The sequence below is a fragment of the Streptomyces sp. NPDC052910 genome, assembly GCF_055585605.1.
Map to the genome: position 1 here is coordinate 643,858 of NZ_JBVJJR010000002.1, position 21,050 is coordinate 664,907.

Here is a 21,050-nt window from a genome sequence, read left to right on the forward strand (position 1 = left end):
ATGGACTGGACCACCAGCGTACAATGTCACATTGCCGTTCCGGGTCATCCGGCGTGATGGGGCAGCAGGGTGTACGTGCGCTCGGCGGTGTAGAACTCCAGGGCGGCGCGGCCCTGTTCGCGCGGTCCGTGGCCGGAGGCCCCGGTGCCGCCGAAGGGGAGGTGGAAGTCCACACCGGTGGTGGGCGCGTTGACGCGGACCATACCGGTGCGGAGCGCGTCGACTCCGTGCAGGGCTGCGTCCAGGTCCGCCGTATGTACCGAGGTGACGAGCCCGTGGGGGACGGAGTCGGCGATCCGTACGGCCTCGGTGAGGCCGGCCGCGGGCAGCAGGGCCGCGATGGGGCCGAACACCTCCTCGGTGAGCAGCCGGTGCCCCGGTTCGGCCTTCTCGACCAGCGTCGGGGCCGCGTACCACCCGGGCCCCTCGGGCACCGGCCCGGCGGCGAGGACGGACAGGCCGTCCGCCGCCTCCGTCACCCGGTCGCGGGCGCGCGCGGAGATCACCGGGCCGCAGACGGTGGCGGGGTCGGCCGGGTCGCCGGCCGGGAGCGCGCGCAGCGCTTCGGCCAGGGCCTCGCGGAGGGGTTCGAGGGCGGCGCCCACGGCGATCACCCGGCTGGTGGCGGTGCACTTCTGCCCGGCGTACCCGGCGATCGCGGCGGCGATGTCCGCGGCGGCCCGTCCGATGTCGGCGTCCGGGAGGACGATCGCGGCGTTCAGCCCGCCCGTCTCGGCCTGCACCGGGACGCCGCGGGCGGTCGCGGCGGCGACGACGCGGGCGCCGACGGCGGTCGAGCCGGTGAAGGAGACCACGTCGGCCGTGTCCAGCACGGCGGCGCCCTCGCCCGCACCGCCCGGCACGACCGTGAACACCCCGTCCGGCAGGGCGCGGTGGACGAGTTCGGCGAGGCGCAGCGCGCAGACGGTGGCTTCGGGCGCGGGCTTGAGGACGACGGTGTTGCCGGCCGCGAGGGCGGGCGCGGCTTTCCAGCTCGGGATGGCGAACGGGAAGTTCCAGGGCGTGACGAGGCCCGCGACGCCGTGCGGGCGGCGGCGGGTCAGCAGCAGCCCCGGGCCGGCGGCCGGTTCGTGGACGGCGCCGGTGGGCTCGTAGGGCGCCTGGGCGTGGTACCGCCAGATCGCGACGGTACGGGCCACTTCGGCGCGGGCCTCGGTGGCGGGTTTGCCCACCTCCCGTACGGCGAGGGCGGCCAGTTCGCCGGCGGCGGCCTCGACCGCCCCGGCGACCGCCGAGAGTGCCGCCGAGCGGGCGGCGGCACCGGCGGTCCGCCACCCCCGCTGCGCGGCGCGGGCCCGGGCCGTGGCGCCGGCGGCGGCGCGCGGGCCGGGTGCCGTGAACTCGGTGAGGACGTCGGCCGGGTCGGCCGGGTTGCAGGAGGTGTAGGTGAGGGAAGCGGCGGGAGTCACAGGAGGAAGCCTCCGGGGAAGGGGTCGTCCGGGTCGAGGAAGAACTGGGCGGTGCCGGTGATCCAGGCGCGGCCGGTGATGGCGGGGACGACCGCCGGGACTCCGCCGACCTGCGTCTCCGCCACGAGGCGGCCGGTGAACCGGGTGCCGATGAAGGACTCGTTGACGAAGTCGCGGCCGAGCGGGAGGGCGCCGCGGGCGTGCAACTGGGCCATCCGGGCGGACGTCCCGGTGCCGCAGGGCGACCGGTCGAACCAGCCCGGGTGGATGGCCATCGCGTGCCGCGAGTGGTACGCGTCGGAGCCGGGCGCGGCCAGGTAGACGTGCTTGAGCCCCTGTATCCCCGGGTGTTCGGGGTGCGCGGGCCGGTCGGGCGCGGCGTTGACGGCGTCCATGACGGCGAGCCCGGCCGCCAGCAGGTCGTCCTTGCGGCCCCGGTCGAACGGCAGGCCCAGCGCGCCGAGTTCGACGAAGGCGTAGAAGTTGCCGCCGAAGGCGAGGTCGTAGGTGACCGTGCCGTACCCGGGAACGTCCGCCTTCCGGTCCAGGGCGACGCAGAAGGACGGCACGTTGGTGAGCGTGACCGCCTGGGCGGCGCCGTCCTCCACCCGGACGTCGACGGTGACGAGACCGGCGGGGGTGTCGAGCCGGACGGTGGTGACGGGTTCGGTGACGGGGACCATCCCGGTCTCGACGAGGACGGTGGCGACGCCGATGGTGCCGTGCCCGCACATCGGCAGCGCCCCGGAGACCTCGATGAACAGGACACCGTGGTCCGCGTCGGGGCGGGTCGGGGGCTGGAGGATCGCGCCGCTCATCGACGCGTGGCCGCGCGGCTCGTACATCAGGAGGGTGCGGAGGTGGTCCAGGTGCTCGGTGAGGTACCGCCGCCGCTCGGCCATGGTGGCGCCCGGGATCACCCCGACGCCGCCGGTGACGACACGGGTGGGCATGCCCTCGGTATGCGAGTCGACGGCGTGGAAGACGCGACGGGTGCGCACGGACGTCCTTTCGTGACGATGGGTGCGTGACGGGGAGTGCGTGACGATGGGTGCGTGACGGGGAGTGCGTGACGGTGGGTGCGTGACGGTGGGTGTCAGTGGTGCCCGTCGGCGACGGCCTTCTCGGTGGCGGCGCGCACCCGCGCCTCCGCCTCCGGGACGAGCGGCAGCCGCGGCGGCCGACTCGGGCCCCCACCGAAGCCGACGACGTCCATGGACACCTTGATGGCCTGCACGAACTCCGTCCGGGAATCCCAGCGCAGCAGCGGGTGCAGGGAGCGGTACAGCGGCAGGGCCGTGTCGAGGTCACCGTCGGCGACGGCCCGGTAGAGGGCGGCGCAGGTGACGGGGAAGGCGTTGGGGTACCCCGCGATCCAGCCGACGGCCCCGGCGGTCACCAGCTCCAGCAGCACGTCGTCGGCCCCCGCCAACAGGTCCAGGCCGGGGGCGAGTTCCGCGATCTCGTAGGCCCGCCGGACGTCGCCGGAGAACTCCTTGACGGCGACGATCGACCCGTCGCGGTGGAGGGCGGCCAGCAGCTCCGGGGTCAGGTCGACCTTGGTGTCGAAGGGGTTGTTGTAGGCGACCACCGGCAGCCCGGCCCGGGCGACCTCCGCGTAATGGGCGCGGACGGCACGCTCGTCGGCGCGGTACGCGTTCGGCGGCAGCAGCAGGACGGACCCGCAGCCGGCCTCGGCGGCCTGCTCCGCCCAGCGCCGCGCCTCGGCCGCGCCGTACGCCGAGACGCCGGGCATCACCCGGGCCCCGTCCCCCGCCGCCTCGACTGCGGTCCGCACGACGCGGGCCCGTTCGTCGTCGGTGAGCGTCTGGTACTCGCCGAGCGAGCCGTTGGGGACGACGCCGTCGCACCCGGCGTCCAGCAGCCGGCGGACGTGGACGGCGTAGGCGTCGTGGTCGACGCGGAGGTCGCCGTGGCCGTTGCCGTCGCCGTGGTGGCGGTCGTCGTCGCGGTCGTCGGCGTTGTTCTCGTCGTGGGGGTCGCGGAACGGGAGCGCGGTGGCGACCATGATGCCGCGCCAGGGACGGGCGGGGTTCCAGGAGGTGGCGGTCATGCCGATGCCCTTCTGTATGATGTGACATTTTATTGAGAGGTGGGGGGAGCTCACAAGTGGGCTGAGGGGAACGCCAGTTGGTCGGCCTTCGCGCGCCCCCTGTCCGTCGGCCGGCCCCGGACCGCCGGGCTGCGGCCCGACGGTGGCGGCCGACAGCCGACGTTCCGGCCGGTGGGCACACCCGGCACGTGCGGCGCGCGGCCGGCGGGCGCGATGGGGTCACACGCGGTTTCCGGCCGCCGGCCGCGCCGGGACCCGCGGCCGGGAAGGTTCCCGCCGGCTGGTGAGACCGGTACGGGCGGTCGCGTTGTGGTCGCCTCCCGCACGCTCGGCGCCGCAGTCGCCTCCCCCGCACGTTCGGCGCCTCGGCCGGCACCCGCTCGGCGCCGCCGCGCAGCACGGCGGTGCCCGCCTCCACGACGGCCGGCAGGCCGAGCAGGTTCTCCTCCCGCCTGGCCGGCGAGCCCGGCAGAGCCTGCAACAGGCGGACGGACGCCGCTCGCCCGGCGCACCTCAACGGGCCTGACCATGGCCGCCGGTCGCGCCGGGCCCGGGCGGCCCACCGAGCCCCGGGCCGTCCGGCGCACCGCTGCCAGGGGACTCCCGCCCGGTGGGCGCGCATGGCACGGAGGGCTCCGGTCCGGCAGGCGCGTACGGCACGGAGCACTCCGGTCCGGCGGGCCCGCGCGGCACGGAAGGTTCCCGACCGGCACGCCTCCCGGCGGCGGGCGGCGGTTCCGGCTCTCCGGACGCGGCGGGGCCGTCGGGCTCCCCCTCGTGGAGCGCGGCCAGCACCCCCAGCGGGACCGGTACGGCGAGCGGCCGGTGCACGGGGGCCGGCGGTACGGTCCCTCGCCCCGCACCGCCGCCGCCCGCGGCGGCGAGGCAGGCCACGGCGGTGCCGCAGACACGTCCCTGGCACCAGCCCATGCCCGCGCGGGTGAGGAGTTTGACGGTCCGCGTGTCATGGGCGCCGAGGCCGGCGACCGCTTCGCGGACGCGGCCGGCGGTGACCTCCTCGCAGCGGCACACGTCCGTGTCGTCGGTGAGCCAGTCCGTCCAGCCCGCTCCCGGAGCGTGGGCGGCGGCCATCGCGTCGGCGAAGGACCGCAGCCGGTCACGGCGGCGGCGCAGCTCGCGCAGGCGCCCGGCGGTGGCGGTGCCGGCCCGTCCCGACAGCCGGGCCACGACCGCGAGGCCCGCCATCTCGCCCTCGGCCCAGGCCAGTTGCCAGCCACCGATGCCGGCGGTCTCCCCCGCCGCCCAGAGGCCGGGCACGGTGGTCTCCTGAAGGCCGTCCACGACGAGGGCGTGGGCGCCGTCCGGGGTGCGCCGGGTGGCGCAGCCGAGGCCGGTGGCGAGTTCGATCCGCGGTTCCAGGCCGTGGCCGACGGCGAGCGCGTCGCAGGCGACCCGGCGGCCGGTACCCGGGACGGGCCGCCAGTCGCGGTCGAGCCGGGTGACCGTGACGGCCTCGACGCGGTCGGTGCCGTGCACCCGGGTGACCGCGCTCCGGGTGCGCAGGGGCACCCGGTGGCGGAGCAACACCGCGCCGTGGGACGCCGCTTCGAGCGCCTTGTGCGGGTTGACGGCCAGGGCTCGCGGATGGCGGGTGTAGCCGAGGTAGCCGGACGCCTCGACGACGGCCGGGACCCGCGCCCCGGCGGCGGCCAGCGAGGAGGCGACGGCGAGCAGCAGCGGCCCGCTGCCCGCGACGACGACCCGCGCGCCCGGCAGGACCCCGCCGGATTTGAGCATCGCCTGGGCGCCGCCCGCGCCCACCACACCGGGCAGGGTCCAGTCGGGGAAGGGGAGTTGGCGCTCCTGGGCGCCGGTCGCCAGGAGCACCGCGCGGGCCCGGACGCGGACCGGCTCGCCGCCGTCGCCGTCGGGGCCGGTCACGGCGTGGACGTTCCACGCTTCGCCGCCGTCCCGGGTCACGGCCCAGACGTAGTGCGCGGCGCGGTGGTCGAGACGGTCGGCCGCCGCCGACCGGGCGCACAGCGCGGCGAAGGCCGCCCGGCCCGGGCCCCGGTCCCGGTCACGCCCGGAACCGGCCGGTTCCGCGCCCCGGGAGCGGAAGAACTGGCCGCCGGGCCGGTCGGCGGCGTCGAGGAGCACGACGGACAGCCCCAACTCCGACGCGGCGACGGCACCGGCCGTCCCTGCGGGTCCCGCGCCGATCACGGCGAGGTCGTACGGAGCCCGCGGCTCAGACGGCGAACCCGGCACGGCCGTGTCCCTCCTGGGTCGTGACGGCGTCCCCGGGCCGGGCCGGCACCAGGCAGGCCCGCCGGTTGGGCTCCCCGTTGACGGTGGCGAGGCAGTCGTGACACTGCCCGATGCCGCAGAACACGCCCCGCGGCCGCCCGCCGCCACGGGTCGTCCGCCAGGCGAGCACGCCGGCACTCCACAGCACGGCGGCGATCGTCTGCCCGGGCAGGGCGCGGAGCGGACGCCCGTCGAAGCTGATCTCGAACGCGGCGGCGTCGGACGGAACGCCGGGGGCGCGGCGGCGCGGCATGCGGGACTCCTTCTGGGTCGGGGGTTCTCGCTTCGTGAGGTTGAGGGGCGGGATTCGGTGGGGTTCGGGAGTCGGGGCTCGGTGGGGCTCGGGGCTCGGCGGGGTCCGGGGCTCGGCGGGGCTCGGGGCTCGGCAGGGTTCGGAGTTCGGCAGGGTTCGGAGTTCGGCGGGGTTCGGGGCTCGGTGGGGTCCGGGGCGCGGTGAGGTGCGGGGCTCGGTGGGGTTCGGGGCGCGGTGAGGTGCGGGGCTCGGTGAGGTGCGGGGCTCGGTGAGGTGCGGGGCTCGGTGGGGTCCGGAGTTCGGTGAAGCGCGAGGCTCGGTGAGGCGCAGGGCACGGTGACGTGGGGCACGGTGACGTGGGGCACGGTGACGTGGGGCACCGTGACGTGGGGCACCGTGACGTGGGATGCGGCCGGAGCGGGCACGGCGGCGCCGCCGCTTCCCCTGGCACGGCCGAGCGGCGGCGGTCGGGGTTCCGGCGTTCACGGCACCCGCGTGTCGCGGCCGGGAGGTGGGCGGTCCGGGCGCGTCCGCACAGTCGTGGGAACGGACGCGAGGTCCCCCGCGTACCGGCGGAGTCGGCGAAGCACCACGGCCGATCCGGACCGCGCGCGGCCGGGCCGCTCCCCCACCCCTCCGCACGCCCGCCGGGATCCTGCCCGCCGCCGCTCCCACGCCGTCACCGCGGCCGATCCGGACCGCGCCCGGCCGGGCCGCTCCCCCACCCCTCCGCACGCCCGCCGAGGTCCCACCCGCCGCCGCTGTCACGCCGTCACCGCCGCGAAGCGGCCGGGCGCGAACGGCCGCGGGTCGACCGGGGGCCGGCCGCCCGTCAGCAGGGCGGCGATCAACGCACCCGTGGCCGGGGCGAGTCCGATGCCCGCGCCCTCGTGGCCGCAGGCGTGCAGCAGGCCGGGCACGCGCGGGTCGGGGCCGATCGCCGGCAGGTGGTCGGGCAGGTACGGGCGGAACCCGGCGTACGCCCGCAGGACCCGTACCCCGGCGAGCACCGGGAACAGCGCGGCGGCCCCCGCCGCGAGGCGGCGCAGCGCCTCCGTCGACAGGGTGCGGTCGAAGCCGACGCGTTCCCGGCTGGCCCCGACAAGTACCGGGCCCGCCGGGGTGCCCTCGACCACGGCGGAGGTCTGGAGGGCGGCCGAGCCGCTGGCGACGTCGGCGACGTAGTCGGCCGCGTAGACCTTGTGCCGGACGACGCGCGGCAGCGGTTCGGTGACGAGCACGAAGCCGCGGCGCGGCAGGACGGGCAGGTGCGCCCCGGCGAGCCGGGCCACCTCGCCGCCCCAGGTGCCGGCGGCGTTCACCACGTACGGGGCGTGGAGGTCGCCGGCGGGCGTCCGGACGCCGCGCACCGCGCCGCCCCGGCCGGTGAGGACGGCGGTGACCGGTTCACCGGTCCGTACCCGCACGCCCCGGGCGCGGAGCAGGTGGGCGGCGGCGAGGGCGGGCTGGACCTGGGCGTCCTGCGGGTAGTGGACGCCGCCCGCGTGGCCGGGGGCGAGGTGGGGTTCCAGGTCGCGCAGCCGGTCCGCCGGGACGGCGTGGGCGGTGACGCCCGCCGCCGTCTGGCGCGCGGCGAAGGTTCGTAGCGCGTCGGCTCCGGCGGGGGTGGAGGCGACGACCAGGCCTCCCTTGGCCTCGTACTCGACGGCGGCCGGCAGCCCGTCGACCAGTCGCCGCCACAACTCGGCCGAGCACAGAGCGAGTTCGAGTTCCGGTCCGGGCTCCTTGTCGGAGACCAGGAGATTGCCCTCACCGGCCCCCGTGGTCCCGCCGGCCACGGGTCCGCGGTCGACGACGGTGACGGAGAGGCCGGCGCGGGCGGCGTAACGGGCGCAGGCGGCGCCGACGACGCCCGCGCCGACGACGATGACATCCGAAGAGCCGTTCGAGGACACGGCGGTAATATTTCACATTGCACTGCCCTCGCCAAGGGCCCGGCCGCGCCGGCGTCCCCCAACTCCTCCCTCGCTTAGGGCAACGGCGGCGTCAAACGCGGCGTGCCGCGCACGACGGATCGCCATAATCCAGTGCGGACCAAGCGAAGGGGGACATCAGTGCCGGACACCCCGGACCGACAGCCCGCGCCGGGCGTACGGCGGCGGCGCGGAATCCGCTACGAGCTGCTGGAGTGCGCGCTGCACGGCCACCGCCTCATCGGCACCGACGCGGCGCGCGTCCGCCCCGAGGACGCGCTCCTGGTACGCGAGACACCCGACGGCCACCGCTGGCACCGCTGCCTGCGCTGCGACGCGTGGCTGCCGCTCCCACCGCCGGACCGCCCGCGACGCGAGACCCCCGAGGACCGCGACTCCATCGAACTGCCGCCCCGGGGCCGCCCGTTGCGGGACCGCTACGTCCTCCGCCTGATCGCACTCGACCGGCTGGTGCACTTCGTCGTCCTCGCGATCCTCGCCGTCGCCGTCTTCGTCTTCGCCCACGAACGCACCCGCCTGCGCGGCCCCTTCTACCGGATCGTGGACGACCTCCAGAACGGCGTCGGCGGCCCCAGCGGCATCCACGGCCACGGCCTGCTCGGCGACCTGGACAAGGCGTTCGCCGCCCACGACCGCACACTGTGGCTGATCGGCCTGGTCATCGCCGGGTACGCGGTCCTGGAGGGCGTGGAGGCCTACGGCCTCTGGCGCGCCGCCCGCTGGGCCGAGTACCTGACCTTCATCGCCACGAGCGTGCTCCTGGTGCCCGAGGTCTACGAACTCCACGAGCGGGTCAGCCCGTTGAAGGTGTGCACCCTGATCGTCAACCTGGCCGTGGTGGTCTACCTCCTCTTCGCCAAGCGCCTCTTCGGCCTGCGCGGCGGCGGCCACGCGGAAGCGGCCGAACGGGAACGCGACAGCGGCTGGGAGGCGCTGGAACGGGTCCATCCGGGTCCGCCCCTTGGGGGCCGCCGCGGACCGGCGTGAGGTCTTCACGCCGCTAATGGAGCTCACTCCGGAGCAGCGACGGCAGGTCGTCACCCTCCCGCCGACGATCGCCAAGCTCGCCTCGGTCAGGCACCGGGTGCTCTACGACAGCAACCTGGTGCGCATCCCACCGGAGATCGGTGCCATGCGCAGCCTGGAGGGATTCTCCCCGTACACCTCCTACCGCCTGCACTGGTTCCCGTACGAGCTCACCCGGTGCCCCGCTCTACGGCACAGCACCGTGAGCACACGCGCCCTGTACGGCAACGTCAAGTTCCGGCCGCCGTTCCCGGCCCTGTCGGCCGCCACGGCCGCGGCCCGGGGCGCGGACCTGAAGGATCTCGACCCCGGTGTGTGGGGCAGTGCCGCCATCCGGACGTGCAGCGTCTGCGACCGGGACATCACGGAAGGGACGGTCCGTCAGGTCCGTCAGGTCTGGATTCCCTTGTGCATTTCAGGGCGCGACGTGCTGCCGATGCTGGTCAACGCCTGCTCGGCCGCGTGCGTCGACGCCCTGCCCGCGCCGGCCGAGGGCTGTACCGGAACACCCCACACCGGCGGGCCGGACGTCGAGCAGTCACCGGCCGGATCGGCACCCCTCATCCCCCGGCTATCCCGCTGACGCCGCGAGTTCCCCCATCCACGCCTCGATCGCGTCCGGCGTGCGCGGCAGCGCCGCCGACATCAGCCGGGCGCCGTCGGCGGTGATGACGAGGTCGTCCTCGATGCGGACGCCGATGCCGCGCAGCGCGGGGGGCAGGGTCTCGTCGTCGGGCTGGAGGTAGAGGCCGGGTTCGACGGTGAGGACTTGGCCTTCCTCCAGGACGCCGTCGAGGTAGGCGTCGGCGCGGGCTTGGGCGCAGTCGTGGACGTCCAGGCCGAGCATGTGTCCGCTGCTGCAGAGGGTGTAGCGGCGGTGGAGGTCGCCGTCGGGGGTGCGGAGGACGCCCCACTCGGTGAGGCCCTCGGCGATGACGCGCATGCCGGCCCGGTGGAAGTCGCGGAAGCTCGCGCCGGGCTTGAGGGCGGCGATGCCCGCTTCCTGGGCGGCGAGGACGAGGTCGTAGACCTGCCGCTGGACGGACGAGAAACGGCCGGAGAGGGGGAGGGTGCGGGTGATGTCGGCGGTGTAGAGGGTGTCGGTCTCCACGCCGGCGTCGAGGAGGAGCAGGTCGCGCGGGTCGAGCCGGCCGTCGTTGCGAGTCCAGTGCAGGACGCAGGCGTGCGCGCCGGACGCGGCGATGGTCTCGTAGCCGGTGCCGTTGCCTTCGGCGCGGGCGCGCAGCCCGAAGACTCCCTCGATCCAGCGCTCACCGCGCGGGTGCGCCAGGGCGCGTGGGAGGGCCCGGACGACGTCTTCGAAACCGGCGGCGGTGTGGTCGACGGCCTGTTGCAGTTGCCCGACCTCCCAGGCATCTTTGACCAGCCGCAATTCGCTGAGAACGGACGCGAGTTCGCCGTCGGCGGTGGCGACGCGGCCGGGCGGGAGGGAACCGTCGGGGGCCAGGGGTGTGCAGCGGATGCCCGTCGCGCGCTCGGTCTCGGCGGGGTCGGCGGACCGGCCGACCCAGAACTCGCCGTGGCGCCGGTCGCGGTAGAACGCGGAGGAGCCGGCCGAGCGGGGCGGGCGCGGCCGGACGTGCAGCACCGCCTGGTGCCGGTGCGGGCCGTCCGGCTCCAGGACGAGGACGTGGCCGGCCTGGTCCTCGCCGGTGAGGCCGGTGAGCCAGGCGTAGGCGCTGTGCGGGCGGAAGCGGAAGTCGCAGTCGTTGGAGCGCACCTTCGGCTCGCCGGCGGGCACGATCAGCCGTTCGCCCGGGAAGCGGGCGGACAGCCGGGCCCGTCTCGCGGCCGCGGCGTCCGCGACAGGTGACCGGCCGTTGCCGGGCGGCGGGGCGGGCGCCCAGCCCGCGCCCATGAACGCCGCCAGCTCCGGGGACACCGGCAGGTCATGGCTCATGGTGCGGATGGGGGTGGTGGCGGGTTCGGGCACGGCCTTCCTCCTGGAGCGAGCTGGTACCGGGAGTACCATTTCACATTACGGTTTCACCGTTCACATGTCACCGGTCAGAAGCCGGAAAGCCTAAAAACCGGAAAAGGCCGCTCCCCCGCCGTGAGCGGCGAGGGAGCGGCCTGTGTTCTCGAGAGCGCGTTCCGGACCCGCGCCTCAGCGGGTCGGCCGGGGTCAGGCCACCGGCGCCGGGTACGTCGGGTACTCCACCCCGGAGACGTGCTGGACGACGCGCACGACCTGGCAGGAGTAGCCGAACTCGTTGTCGTACCAGAGGTAGAGGATCGCGTTGTCGCCCTCGACCTTGGTGGCACCGGCGTCGACGATCGAGGCGTGGCGCGAGCCGATGAAGTCGCTGGAGACGGCGTCGGGCGCGCTGATGAAGTCGATCTGACGCTTGAGCGGCGAGGTCAGCGAGACGTTGCGGAGGTAGTCGAGGACGTCCTCGCGGGTGGTCTCGCGGGCCAGCCGCAGGTTGAGGATGGCGATCGAGACGTCCGGCACGGGGACGCGGATGGAGCTGCCGGTGATCCGCGCCTTGAGGTCGGGCAAGGCCTTGGCGACGGCGGAGGCGGCGCCCGTCTCGGTGATGACCATGTTCAGCGGCGCGGAGCGGCCGCGGCGGTCGGAGTTGTGGTAATTGTCCAGCAGGTTCTGGTCGTTGGTGAACGAGTGGACGGTCTCCACGTGGCCGTTCAGCACGCCGTACTCGTCCGCCATCGCCTTCAGCGGCGGGACGATCGCGTTGGTGGTGCAGGACGCGCAGGAGATGATCTGCTCGTCCGGCTTGATCATGTCGTGGTTGACGCCATGGACGACGTTGGGGACGTCGCCCTTGCCCGGAGCGGTCAGCACGACCTTGGCGATGCCCGGCCGGAGGTGCTTCGAAAGCCCCTCACGGTCGCGCCACTTGCCGGTGTTGTCGATGAGGATGGCGTCCTTGATCCCGTACGCCGTGTAGTCGACGGCCGTCGGGTCGTCGGAGTAGATCACCTGGATCTCGTTGCCGTTGGCGATGATCCGGCTGTTCGCCTCGTCCACGGTGATCGTGCCCTGGAACTGCCCGTGGATGGAGTCGCGGCGCAGCAGCGAGGCGCGCTTCACGATGTCCTGGCCCGCGCCCTTGCGGACCACGATGGCGCGCAGCCGCAGGCCGTTGCCCGAGCCGGCCTTCTCGATGAGCAGCCGGGCGAGGAGACGGCCGATGCGGCCGAAGCCGTAGAGGACGACGTCGCGCGGCTCACGGCGCTCGATCTTGCTGTCCCCCAGCGCCCCGGCGACGGCCTCGGCGGTGAACTCCTCCACCGACAGGCCGCGGTCGTCGGCCCGGTAGGTGGCGGCGAGCATGCCGATGTCGATCTGGGACGGCCCGAGGTCGAGCGTGGTGAGGGCCCGCAGGAACGGCATCGTCTCGGTGACCGCGAGCTCCTCCCCCGCGATCTGCCGGGCGAAGCGGTGCGTCTTGAGGATGCTGACCACCGACTTGTTCACCAGGGAGCGGCTGTGGACCAGGACCGTGACGTCCCGCTCCCGGTGCAGCTTCCCGATGATCGGGATCATCGACTCCGCGATCTCCTCGCGGTACTTCCAGTTGGCGAACGTGTCGTCATTGACAGTCACAGGCGTATCTTTCGAGCTAGGCGGCGCTCACATGTTAACCCCACACCTGTTCGAGCACTCAAGGGGTGTGGGGTGGCTGCTTCCTCACATTCCCCGGCCGTCGCTCCGATCTCTCTTCGAACCACTGGCGCCGGGGGGCTCGCAGTGAACCGCTGCCGACTCGGTCGCGGATGACTTCGACTCGGTCGCGGACGGCTCCGACTCGGTCGCGGACGGCTCCGGCTCGGACGCGGGCGGCGCCGCCGGGAGCGGTTCGGCCGCCGGCCGGACGAGGAACGGCTGGGCGGCGGCCAGCAGCAGGCAGAGGGCCGCCATGCCCAGCCACATCGGGGCCACCCCGGCGCGTTGCAGGAGCTGGGTGCCGGTGACCGGCGCGGCCACTGCGGCGATGCCCCAGCAGAGACCGAACACGGCCAGATAACGGCCGGTGCCACCGGGCGGCGCGAGCCCGGCGACCACGGCGAACGCCCGGCCGAGCAGGAACGCGTCGCCCAGACTCCACACCACGGTGGCCGCCGCGTGCGCGGGCAGCGTGTGGGCGAACGCGTAACCCGCGACCCCGGCACCGACGAGTACGTACCCGAGCGCGAGCGCCGCCGGCGCCGACAAGGCCGCGAACCGGCGCAGCCGCAGCGCGGGCTGGACGGCGACGACCGTCACGGCGGAGACGGTGAAGAGGAACCCCGCGTCGGCCGGTTCCAGGCCGTGCCGCACCATGACCAGCGGCAGCGCCAGCAGGATCTGCGAGGCGACCAGCGCGAAGACCGTGCCGGAGAGCAGCATGAGCAGCAGCGCGGTGTCGCGCCACGGGCGGACGGCGGCACCGTCCGCCCCCTCCGGCACTGCCGCCTTCCCCGGCGTGCGCGACGCGCCCGGCGCCGGGCCGCCCGCGGGGCCGGGCCGGTCGCCGACGGGGGACGCGCCGTCGCCGGGCGAGCGCCGGACGGACCGGTGATCGGCGGGCAGGGCGATCTGTACGACGGCCGCGCACACCAGACACGTCAGCGCGTCCACGACGAACAACCACCGCAGTCCCCAGTGCCCCAGCCCGGCCGCGAGCAGCCCGGCGCCCATCCCGCCGGCGGCCAGCGCCGCGTTGAGCAGGCCGAAGGCGCGCACCCGGTCGGCGGGTCCCACGGCGTCGGCGATCAGGGCCTGGCTCGGCGGCTCGTACAGCTCGAAGACCAGCCCGAGGAGCGCCGCCCAGACGGCGACCGCCGTGAGGGAGGTGGCGCCGGCGATGCCGAGCTGGGTGACGGCGCAGCCGGTCAGGCCGAGCACCATCGTGCGCCGCCGGCCGATCCGGTCCGCGAGCCGCCCACCGGCCAGGCGCGACGGGATCGAGGCGAGCCCGAAGCCCGCCGTGACGAGCCCGGCCGTGGCGGCGCTCGTCCCGTACTCGGTGCTGACGAGGACGGTGAGGAAGGAGAGCGAGAAGGCCCCGAGCCGGTTGACCGCCCGGGCCACCACCAGAAGCCGCACCGCCCGCGGCAGCCCCGGCGCCCGTCTTTTCCCCCACATACCCGCTCTCCCTCCGCCACCCCATCGTCCCGACCGGCCGGGACCACACCGCTCCGGAACGATACGGGGCACCGCCCGGCCCGCCGCCGACGGCCGCACGGATCCGTCACGTCACCGACGAGGGCGCGGCGAACGGGACGCGAGCGCGAGGCGAGCGCGAGGCGAGCGCGAGGCGAGCGCGACGTCAGGCCGGCAGAACCGCCTCGATCGCGGCCGTCACCTCGGGGGCGTCGGGCTCGGTACGCGGGCTGAACCGGGCGGCCACCGTACCGTCGGGGGCGACGAGGAACTTCTCGAAGTTCCAGCGGATGTCGCCGGTGTGCCCTTCGGCGTCCGGCGTGTCCACGAGCCCGGCGTACAGCGGGTGCCGGCCGGTGCCGTTGACGTCGGTCTTCTCCGTCAGCGGGAACGTCACGCCGTAGGTGGCCGAGCAGAAGGTGGCGATCTCCTCCGCGCTGCCGGGCTCCTGGCCCATGAACTGGTTGCAGGGCACGCCCAGCACGGTGAAGCCCCGGTCGGCGTACCGCTGGTGGAGCTTCTCCAGGGCCGCGTACTGCGGTGTCAGCCCGCACCGGGAGGCGACATTGACGACCAGGACGGCCTTGCCGCGGTACTGGGCGAGGTCGGCGGGGCCGCCGGTGAGGGCGTCGATCCGCACGTCGTGAAAGGAGGGGGCGGAGGGGGCGGACATGTGCGCTCCTTGCGTCGTCATCGTCGGGCCGGCCGCCATGGACCGGTCCGATGCGTACGGACGCGATTCTTCCCGACGGACGTCCCCGGCGCGCCGGCCCCTCCCCCGCCCGCCTCCGTCCCTCCGGTCAAGTGCGGCCGTACGGGAGCGTTCGGGCCGGTCCCGGCCGGGTGCGCGCAGGGGGTCGTGTCCCGGCCGGGTGCGGGCGGGGTCGCCGCACGGGAGGTCAGGCGGTGTGCGGCAGCGCCCCGGGCCGCGGGGGTCAGGTCCTCGTCGGCGGCGCCGGGCCGTCCGCCGTCCCCGCCGCGGGCGCGGGGTCCAGCACGAAGACCGGGATCACGCGGGCGGTCTTCTCCTGGTACTCGGCGTACGGCGGGTACGCGGCGACCGCGCGCTCCCACCACCGGGCCTTCTCGTCCCCGGTGACCTCGCGGGCCGTCATCTCCCGCCGTACGGGACCGTCCTGGAGCTCCACGCGCGGGTCGGACTTGAGGTTGAAGTACCAGGCCGGGTGACGCGGGAAGCCGCCCTTCGAGGCCACGGCCGCGTACCGCCCCTCGTGTTCCACGCGCATCAGCGGAATCTTGCGGATCTTGCCGCTCTTCGCACCGCGCGTCGTGAGGATGACGACGGGCAGGCCCGTGTCCCAGAGCGTCGTCCCCCGTGTGCCGCCCGAGCTCTCGTACAGCTCGACCTGTTCGCGTACCCACCGCGCCGGACTCGGCTCGTACTCGCCCTCAAGAGGCATCGCGGTCACCCCGTCGTCGCTCACGGATGGTGTCGCGCGGTTCCACGCGAGTACCGCGCGGGGTCATTCTCGCCGCGCTGCCGGGCGCGTGTCCTGCCCTGCGGGGGTATCGGGCCCGCTGTTCCGGCTTATGGCTCGTGACGGACCGTCGGTGTGCCGACCGGACGCGGTGCCGCTGCCGTCGCTTCCGGTCCACCGCAGCGCCGCCGCCGGCCCGCCGGTGATGCCCGGCCCGCCGGTGATGCCCGGCCCGCCGGTGGTGCCCGGCCCGCGGACGCGGCGGGTGCGCGGGCCCCCGCGCGACACTCCGAGCGGCGGTGGACCCGCCCTCCGCCTCCCCGCGCGGCGTTCACCCGGCCGGTTGCAAAGCCCGGTCCGCGCCGTGCTCGGTGGCGGGCGGGCGGGGGTGAGGGGGGAACGTTCCCGGGGGTGTCGGCGGCGGCGTTCCCGTCCGCAACGCAAGGCCCGGATCGGGTGACGGGACACGCCCGGGTGAATCGCACACCGGGTGCCGGGCCGCCCGCCCCGGCATTGCCGGTCCCTTGACGGTGGCTCGAACTTCCGCTCGGCCAAACGCACTTGGGAGCCCGTGACGTCACCGGTCGGGGGTCGTTTTTCCGAGCACCCGTCCGATCCGGCCCGTCAATGAGGAGGCGCGGTGCATCACCGCAACGAACGTCACTCGCTCACCACGGAGGCGCCCTTGCCGTTCGAATCCCGGCCTGTGAAGAGTCCGCCGAGGAGCTCCGGACGGCGGGTCCGCCGGTCCGCCGGCACCGCGAGGAGGCAGGCATGAGCGACGGCACCGAGGCGGGCGCGAGCGGAACGGAACCCGGTCCGTGTCCGGTCGACGTGATGGTGCTGCTACAGCGGGAGGACGGGCGCGTGCTGCTCGTCCGCCGGCCGGGGGCGGCGGGCGGCGCCGGCCCGCTCCTCCCGCCCACCGGCGTGCTGCGGCACGGTGAACCGGTCACCGCGCGTGCCCTGCGCGAGGTCCGGCGGCAGACCGGCGTCGGGGTGGATCCGGGCGACCTGGAGTTCTGCCACCTGGTCCACCGCCGCACCGCGGGCGGCCCGGGCCGGCTCGCGGTGGTGTTCACCGCCCAGCGGTGGGCCGGGCGGCTCCGGCCCCGGGAGGCCGGCGGCCGGCCGGCGTTGGTGTGGGCCGATCCGGCCCGGCCGCCCGAGGACCGGACGCCCCATACGGCGGCGCTGCTCGCCGCGTTCAACGCCGGGGCGCTGTTGTCCCTCCACGGCTGGACCACGACGACGGGAGGCGAGGCGTGAAGACCAAGGGAAGGGAACAGGGCGAGAAAACGGAGGCGGACGAGGGGTCGGCGTCCGAGCGGCTGCTGTTCGGCGGTCCGCTGCTCCACAACGCGCGCTGGGCGGACCACCACGACGCCTACTTCGAGATGTCGCTGTGGACGATGGCGCTCCAACTGCCCCGCATGGTGGCCTTCACCGCGCGCCTCGCCCTGCGCGCCGACCGCCGCGCGCTGTGGACCGTGGGCCTCGCCGAACTGGTCCGCGGTGCCGGCCAGGCCGTGGCGCTGATCGCGGTGAACAGCGTGCTGGCCACCGTCCTCGCCGAGGGGACGATCGGCCACCGGGTGCAGGCCGCGGTCCCCGCCATGATCGGGGTGGCGGTCACCGGGGCCGTCGGCGCGCTGGCCGACGCCGCCTCCACCGCCGGGACCGGCCGGCTGGAGCCCAAGGTGGAACGGGTGGCCACCGAGATGTACCTGGCGCGGGTCGCGCGGGTGGAACTGGCGGCGATCGAGGACGCCCGCTTCAACCGGCTGATGGATTCCGCCCAGTACGGGGCCGGTGCCGCCCGCCGCATGGTCAAGGTGTGTACGGGGGTGATCGGCTCGCTGGTGAGCTTCGCCGCCGCCGCGGGCGTCCTCACCGTTCTGCACCCGGTGCTGCTGCCGTTGCTGATCCTGATGACCGTTCCCCGCTCCTGGGCCTCGCTGCGCAGCGCCCGCGCCCGGTACGCCAGTTACCTGCGCTGGATGCAGCACGCGCGGGCCGGGCGGCTGCTGACGCAGACGCTGATGCGCACGGGTCCGGCCGCGGAGATCCGCGTCCACGACGTCGGCCCGTTCCTGCTGCGTCATTTCCGCGCCATGGCGGAGGCGTCGGAGGCCGAGCAGTCGCGGCTGGCGGCGGGCCGGGCCCGGGTCCGGCTGACCGCCTCCGCCCTGACCGGGCTGGCCGCGGCCCTGACGTACGCGTCGCTCGGCGCGCTGCTGGCCACCGGCGTGATGGCGCTGTCCGTCGCGGGCACGGCCGTCCTGGCCATCCGCGGCGGCGGGCAGAGCCTGACCGCCCTCGTCCTCCAGGTCAACAACCTGTACGAGGAGTCGGCTTACGTCGGGGACCTGGAGCGCCTCTTCACGGAGGCGCGGAAGTACACGATCCCGTCCGGCGGCGCGCCGGTGCCGGACGAGGTGTCGCTGATCCGCTTCGAGAACGTCACCTTCCACTACCCCGAGGACGAGGCGGAGGAGACGGCGGAGGCGAGGGAAGCGGGGGAAGCTGGGGAAGAGGGGGAAGAGGCCGGGCGGAAACGGCCCGCCCTCAAGGACGTCACGCTCGACGTCCCGGCCGGCCGGATCGTGGCCCTGGTCGGGGAGAACGGGTCGGGCAAGTCCACCGTGGCCAAGCTGCTCGCGGGCCTGTACCGGCCGGACGCGGGGACGGTCCGGTGGGACGGCGTGGACGTCCGCTCACTGGATCGCGACCGGCTGTGGTCGCGGATCGGCATGGTCGGACAGGACTTCCACCGCTGGCCGTTCACCGTCCGGATGAACATCGCCGTCGGCCGCCCGGGGCTGCCGGTCGACCAGGCGGCGGTGGAGGAGGCCGCCGCGTACACCGGCGCCGACGCGGTGGTGGCCGAGTTGCCGCGCGGCTGGGACACATTGCTGTCGAAGGGGTACCGGGGCGGGCACCAGATCTCCGGCGGTCAGTGGCAGCGGCTCGGCATCGCCCGCGCCCGCTACCGCGACGCGGACGTCCTGATCGTCGACGAACCGACCTCCGCCCTCGACGCCCGGGCGGAGCTGGAGGTCTTCGAGCGGATCCGCAAGCTGGCGGACGGCGGGCAGACGGTCGTCCTGATCACCCACCGCCTCGCGTCCGTCCGGCACGCGGACCTGATCCACGTCCTGGACAAGGGCGAGCTGGTCGAGTCCGGCACCTTCGAGGACCTGCTGCACCGCCCGTCGGCAGGCGTCTTCCGCGAGCTGTACGAGATGCAGCGCGCCCAGTACCAGGACGTGCGCGTGCCGGGGCGGCGGACCCCGGCCGACGCGGAGGGGGGCGGCGTGGTGCGGTGAGCGGCGGGGCGCCGGGGGTGCGCGGTCGGGCGGCCCCCGGCGCCGGCGCCGCCGCTAGGAGGCGGGTTCCAGCGCCGCGTCGACGAGGGCCAGTTCCTCCTCGCCGAAGGTGAGGTTGCGGGTGGCGGCCAGGCTGTCGTCGAGCTGTGCCGTGCTGCTGGCCCCGACGATCACGGAGGTCACGGTGGACCGCAGCACCCATGACAGCGCCAGTTGCGCGAGCGTCTGGCCGCGCTTGGCCGCGATGCCGTTCAACGCCCGCAGTCGGGCGACGAGGTCGGGCGTGACGTCGGCGGAGGTGAGGAACGGGCTGGCGCCGGCCGCCCGCGAACCGGGCGGGATCCCGTCGAGGTAGCGGTCGGTCAGCAGGCCCTGGGCGAGGGGTGAGTAGACGACCGGGCCGACTCCGAGCTCGTCCAGCGTGTCCAGCAGCTCGTCCTCGGGGGCCCGGTCGAGGAGCGAGTACCGGGGCTGGTGGAGGAGGAGCGGGGTGCCCAGGTCGCGGAGGATGCGGGCGGCCTCCCGGGTCTGCTCGGGCGAGTAGTTGGAGACGCCGGCGTAGAGGGCCTTGCCCTGCCGGACGGCCGTGTCCAGGGCTCCCATCGTCTCCTCCAGCGGGGTACCGGGGTCCGGCCGGTGGGAGTAGAAGACGTCCACGTAGTCCAGGCGCATGCGGCGCAGGCTCCGGTCGAGCGAGGCGAGCAGGTGCTTGCGGGACCCCCATTCCCCGTAGGGACCGGGCCACATCAGGTAGCCGGCCTTGGTGGAGACGACCATCTCGTCGCGGTGCGCGCGCAGCCCGCCGTCGAGTACGCGGCCGAAGGCGGTCTCGGCCGCTCCGGGCGGCGGCCCGTAGTTGTCGGCCAGGTCGAAGTGGGTGACGCCGTGGTCGAAGGCGTGGGTGACGAGGGCCCGCTGGGTGTCGAGGTCGCGGTCGGTGCCGAAGTTGTGCCAGAGGCCGAGGGAGACGGCGGGGAGCTTCAGCCCGCTGCGGCCCGCGCGGCGGTAGGGCATGGTGGCGTAGCGGTCGGGGTCGGCGAGGTACACGGCAGGCCTTTCCGTGGATCCGGTCCGGAAGGCACCAGCTTGGCGGACGCCCCCCGCCGTCACCAGCACCCCGGCCCGGGCGACGGCGGCGGGCGCGACGGGCGTCCCCCCTGCGGTGTCCGTCGTCGCCCCACGGCGGCGGCCGGCTCACCCCACGCGGCTTCCCGCCGTCCCGCCCCGGTCGCCGGCCGGCGCGTCCGTCGCGCACCCGGCCCGCCCGCCGGTCCGCCCTCCGGTGGGCTCGCCGGTCCGGCCCTGCCGCAGGACGCGCCCGAAGACGGCGGCGTAAGGGTGCGGGTCGGCGCGGGGGTACGCGTAGGTGAGGACGGCCTGCGGGGCGCCCGTCAGCGGCAGGTACAGGATGTCCGGGTCCGGGTGCTGGGCGGCCACCGACACCGGGAGCACACCGACGCCGCGCCGGGCGGCGACGGCGTGCAGGTACTCCTCGATGTTGGCGGTCTCCTCGCCGATCTCGGGGGTGGCGTCGGCCGGCCAGTCCCCGGGCGTGAGGGTGCCGCTGACGGTGTCGACGACGAGGCAGCGGCGCCCGAGGTCCCGCCAGGTGACCCGCTCGCGCGTGGCCAGGGTGGAGGTCCGGGCGATCGCCGCGAGGTACGGCTCGCGCAGGATCTCGGTGGTGACCAGCCGGGGGTCGCGGACGGTCCCCCAGAGCAGCGCCGCGTCGACGGATCCGTCGCGCAGCCCGGCGGCGGGGTCGTCCCGGCGCACGGTCCGCACCTGGACGAGGTGCCGCTGCTCCAGCGTGGCCTGGGCCTGGCGGCCGCGCCGGAGGGGGAAGCCCCAGGCGTAGCCGAGGCGCAGCGAGGACGGCGGCTCGGCGGGCCGGAGCGCCGTCTCGAGCCGGGGCAGCAGGAGTTGGAGGTCGGCCCGCAGCCGGTTCCCCTCCGCCGTGAGGCGGGGGTGGCGGGTGCTGCGGTCCAGCAGCGTCCGGCCCAGTTCGTCCTCCAGGCGCCGGATGTGCCGGCTGAGCGTGGGCTGCGAGACACCGAGACGGTCGGCGGCCCAGGTGAAGTGCTGTTCCTCGGCCAGGGTCAGGAAGTACCGCAGGTGACGGAGACCGATGTCCATGGGGGT

General features: G+C 75.0%; 17 protein-coding genes. 4 read left to right on the plus strand and 13 right to left on the minus strand.

Features of this window, described 5'->3' with window-relative positions; genetic code table 11:
* Positions 1 to 44: 44 nt before the first annotated feature.
* The 6 genes from ACZ6X9_RS08525 to ACZ6X9_RS08550 form a co-directional block, all read right to left on the minus strand.
* Positions 45 to 1,430 (minus strand): aldehyde dehydrogenase family protein, encoded by a 1,386-nt coding sequence (locus ACZ6X9_RS08525; protein WP_469777176.1) that lies wholly within the window; start codon positions 1,428 to 1,430, stop codon positions 45 to 47.
* On the minus strand, positions 1,427 to 2,431 hold the full coding sequence (locus ACZ6X9_RS08530) for a proline racemase family protein (protein ID WP_469777177.1): 1,005 nt from the start codon (positions 2,429 to 2,431) through the stop codon (positions 1,427 to 1,429). The genes ACZ6X9_RS08525 and ACZ6X9_RS08530 overlap by 4 nt, the downstream gene beginning before the upstream one ends.
* Positions 2,432 to 2,526: 95 nt before the next feature.
* On the minus strand, positions 2,527 to 3,504 hold the full coding sequence (locus ACZ6X9_RS08535) for a dihydrodipicolinate synthase family protein (protein ID WP_469777178.1): 978 nt from the start codon (positions 3,502 to 3,504) through the stop codon (positions 2,527 to 2,529).
* Positions 3,505 to 4,017: 513 nt separating this feature from the next.
* Entirely contained in the window at positions 4,018 to 5,736 is a 1,719-nt protein-coding gene (locus ACZ6X9_RS08540; protein WP_469777179.1) for an FAD-dependent oxidoreductase, read from the minus strand.
* The gene (locus ACZ6X9_RS08545; RefSeq protein WP_469777180.1) at positions 5,717 to 6,028 is read right to left on the minus strand and encodes a (2Fe-2S)-binding protein; all 312 of its coding nucleotides are present in this window, start codon (positions 6,026 to 6,028) and stop codon (positions 5,717 to 5,719) included. Before ACZ6X9_RS08545 ends, ACZ6X9_RS08540 begins: the two co-directional genes overlap by 20 nt.
* A gap of 764 nt (positions 6,029 to 6,792) precedes the next feature.
* Positions 6,793 to 7,944, minus strand: a complete 1,152-nt coding sequence (locus ACZ6X9_RS08550; RefSeq protein WP_469777181.1) for an NAD(P)/FAD-dependent oxidoreductase — start codon at positions 7,942 to 7,944, stop codon at positions 6,793 to 6,795.
* Between the two features lie 159 nt (positions 7,945 to 8,103).
* Between ACZ6X9_RS08550 and ACZ6X9_RS08555 the strand changes: the two genes are divergently transcribed.
* Both ACZ6X9_RS08555 and ACZ6X9_RS08560 read left to right on the plus strand, forming a co-directional pair.
* Positions 8,104 to 8,970: a DUF2127 domain-containing protein gene (locus ACZ6X9_RS08555; protein ID WP_469777182.1), complete on the plus strand. Its 867-nt coding sequence runs from the start codon at positions 8,104 to 8,106 to the stop codon at positions 8,968 to 8,970.
* Between the two features lie 16 nt (positions 8,971 to 8,986).
* A complete protein-coding gene (locus ACZ6X9_RS08560) occupies positions 8,987 to 9,592 on the plus strand; it encodes a leucine-rich repeat domain-containing protein (RefSeq protein WP_469777183.1) in 606 nt (201 codons plus the stop codon).
* On the opposite strand, the gene ACZ6X9_RS08565 is transcribed toward ACZ6X9_RS08560, so the two are convergent.
* The 5 genes from ACZ6X9_RS08565 to ACZ6X9_RS08585 all read right to left on the minus strand — a co-directional run bounded on the left by ACZ6X9_RS08565 (position 9,581) and on the right by ACZ6X9_RS08585 (position 15,561).
* Positions 9,581 to 10,963 (minus strand): aminopeptidase P family protein, encoded by a 1,383-nt coding sequence (locus ACZ6X9_RS08565; RefSeq protein WP_469777184.1) that lies wholly within the window; start codon positions 10,961 to 10,963, stop codon positions 9,581 to 9,583. The genes ACZ6X9_RS08560 and ACZ6X9_RS08565 overlap by 12 nt on opposite strands.
* Before the next feature lie 192 nt (positions 10,964 to 11,155).
* Positions 11,156 to 12,601, minus strand: coding sequence for a glyceraldehyde-3-phosphate dehydrogenase (locus ACZ6X9_RS08570; protein WP_469777185.1), 1,446 nt, complete (start codon positions 12,599 to 12,601; stop codon positions 11,156 to 11,158).
* A gap of 84 nt (positions 12,602 to 12,685) precedes the next feature.
* Positions 12,686 to 14,122, minus strand: coding sequence for an MFS transporter (locus tag ACZ6X9_RS08575; protein ID WP_469777186.1), 1,437 nt, complete (start codon positions 14,120 to 14,122; stop codon positions 12,686 to 12,688).
* 184 nt (positions 14,123 to 14,306) lie between these two features.
* Complete coding sequence (locus ACZ6X9_RS08580) at positions 14,307 to 14,813, minus strand: glutathione peroxidase (protein WP_469777187.1); 507 nt, start codon at positions 14,811 to 14,813, stop codon at positions 14,307 to 14,309.
* A 262-nt stretch (positions 14,814 to 15,075) separates the two neighbouring features.
* Positions 15,076 to 15,561 carry a nitroreductase family deazaflavin-dependent oxidoreductase gene (locus ACZ6X9_RS08585; RefSeq protein WP_469777188.1) on the minus strand — a complete coding sequence of 162 codons (486 nt, stop codon included), beginning with the start codon at positions 15,559 to 15,561 and terminating at the stop codon, positions 15,076 to 15,078.
* 792 nt (positions 15,562 to 16,353) lie between these two features.
* Between ACZ6X9_RS08585 and ACZ6X9_RS08590 the strand changes: the two genes are divergently transcribed.
* The gene (locus ACZ6X9_RS08590) at positions 16,354 to 16,848 is read left to right on the plus strand and encodes an NUDIX domain-containing protein (protein WP_469777189.1); all 495 of its coding nucleotides are present in this window, start codon (positions 16,354 to 16,356) and stop codon (positions 16,846 to 16,848) included.
* Positions 16,845 to 18,908: an ABC transporter ATP-binding protein gene (locus tag ACZ6X9_RS08595; RefSeq protein ID WP_469777190.1), complete on the plus strand. Its 2,064-nt coding sequence runs from the start codon at positions 16,845 to 16,847 to the stop codon at positions 18,906 to 18,908. Before ACZ6X9_RS08590 ends, ACZ6X9_RS08595 begins: the two co-directional genes overlap by 4 nt.
* A gap of 54 nt (positions 18,909 to 18,962) precedes the next feature.
* Here the strand turns inward: ACZ6X9_RS08595 and ACZ6X9_RS08600 are convergent, their stop codons facing one another.
* Together ACZ6X9_RS08600 and ACZ6X9_RS08605 are read right to left on the minus strand one after the other, a co-directional pair.
* On the minus strand, positions 18,963 to 19,955 hold the full coding sequence (locus ACZ6X9_RS08600) for an aldo/keto reductase (RefSeq protein ID WP_469777191.1): 993 nt from the start codon (positions 19,953 to 19,955) through the stop codon (positions 18,963 to 18,965).
* Between the two features lie 147 nt (positions 19,956 to 20,102).
* On the minus strand, positions 20,103 to 21,044 hold the full coding sequence (locus ACZ6X9_RS08605; protein ID WP_469777192.1) for a LysR family transcriptional regulator: 942 nt from the start codon (positions 21,042 to 21,044) through the stop codon (positions 20,103 to 20,105).
* Between the last annotated feature and the right edge of the window lie 6 nt (positions 21,045 to 21,050).

Coding starts and splice junctions, on each gene's coding strand:
- ACZ6X9_RS08535 (WP_469777178.1), bottom strand. CDS start 3,504: ATGACCGCCACCTCCTGGAACCCCGCCCGTCCCTGGCGCGGCATCATG.
- ACZ6X9_RS08545 (WP_469777180.1), bottom strand. CDS start 6,028: ATGCCGCGCCGCCGCGCCCCCGGCGTTCCGTCCGACGCCGCCGCGTTC.
- ACZ6X9_RS08560 (WP_469777183.1), top strand. CDS start 8,987: ATGGAGCTCACTCCGGAGCAGCGACGGCAGGTCGTCACCCTCCCGCCG.
- ACZ6X9_RS08575 (WP_469777186.1), bottom strand. CDS start 14,122: ATGTGGGGGAAAAGACGGGCGCCGGGGCTGCCGCGGGCGGTGCGGCTT.
- ACZ6X9_RS08580 (WP_469777187.1), bottom strand. CDS start 14,813: ATGTCCGCCCCCTCCGCCCCCTCCTTTCACGACGTGCGGATCGACGCC.
- ACZ6X9_RS08585 (WP_469777188.1), bottom strand. CDS start 15,561: ATGCCTCTTGAGGGCGAGTACGAGCCGAGTCCGGCGCGGTGGGTACGC.
- ACZ6X9_RS08590 (WP_469777189.1), top strand. CDS start 16,354: ATGAGCGACGGCACCGAGGCGGGCGCGAGCGGAACGGAACCCGGTCCG.
- ACZ6X9_RS08605 (WP_469777192.1), bottom strand. CDS start 21,044: ATGGACATCGGTCTCCGTCACCTGCGGTACTTCCTGACCCTGGCCGAG.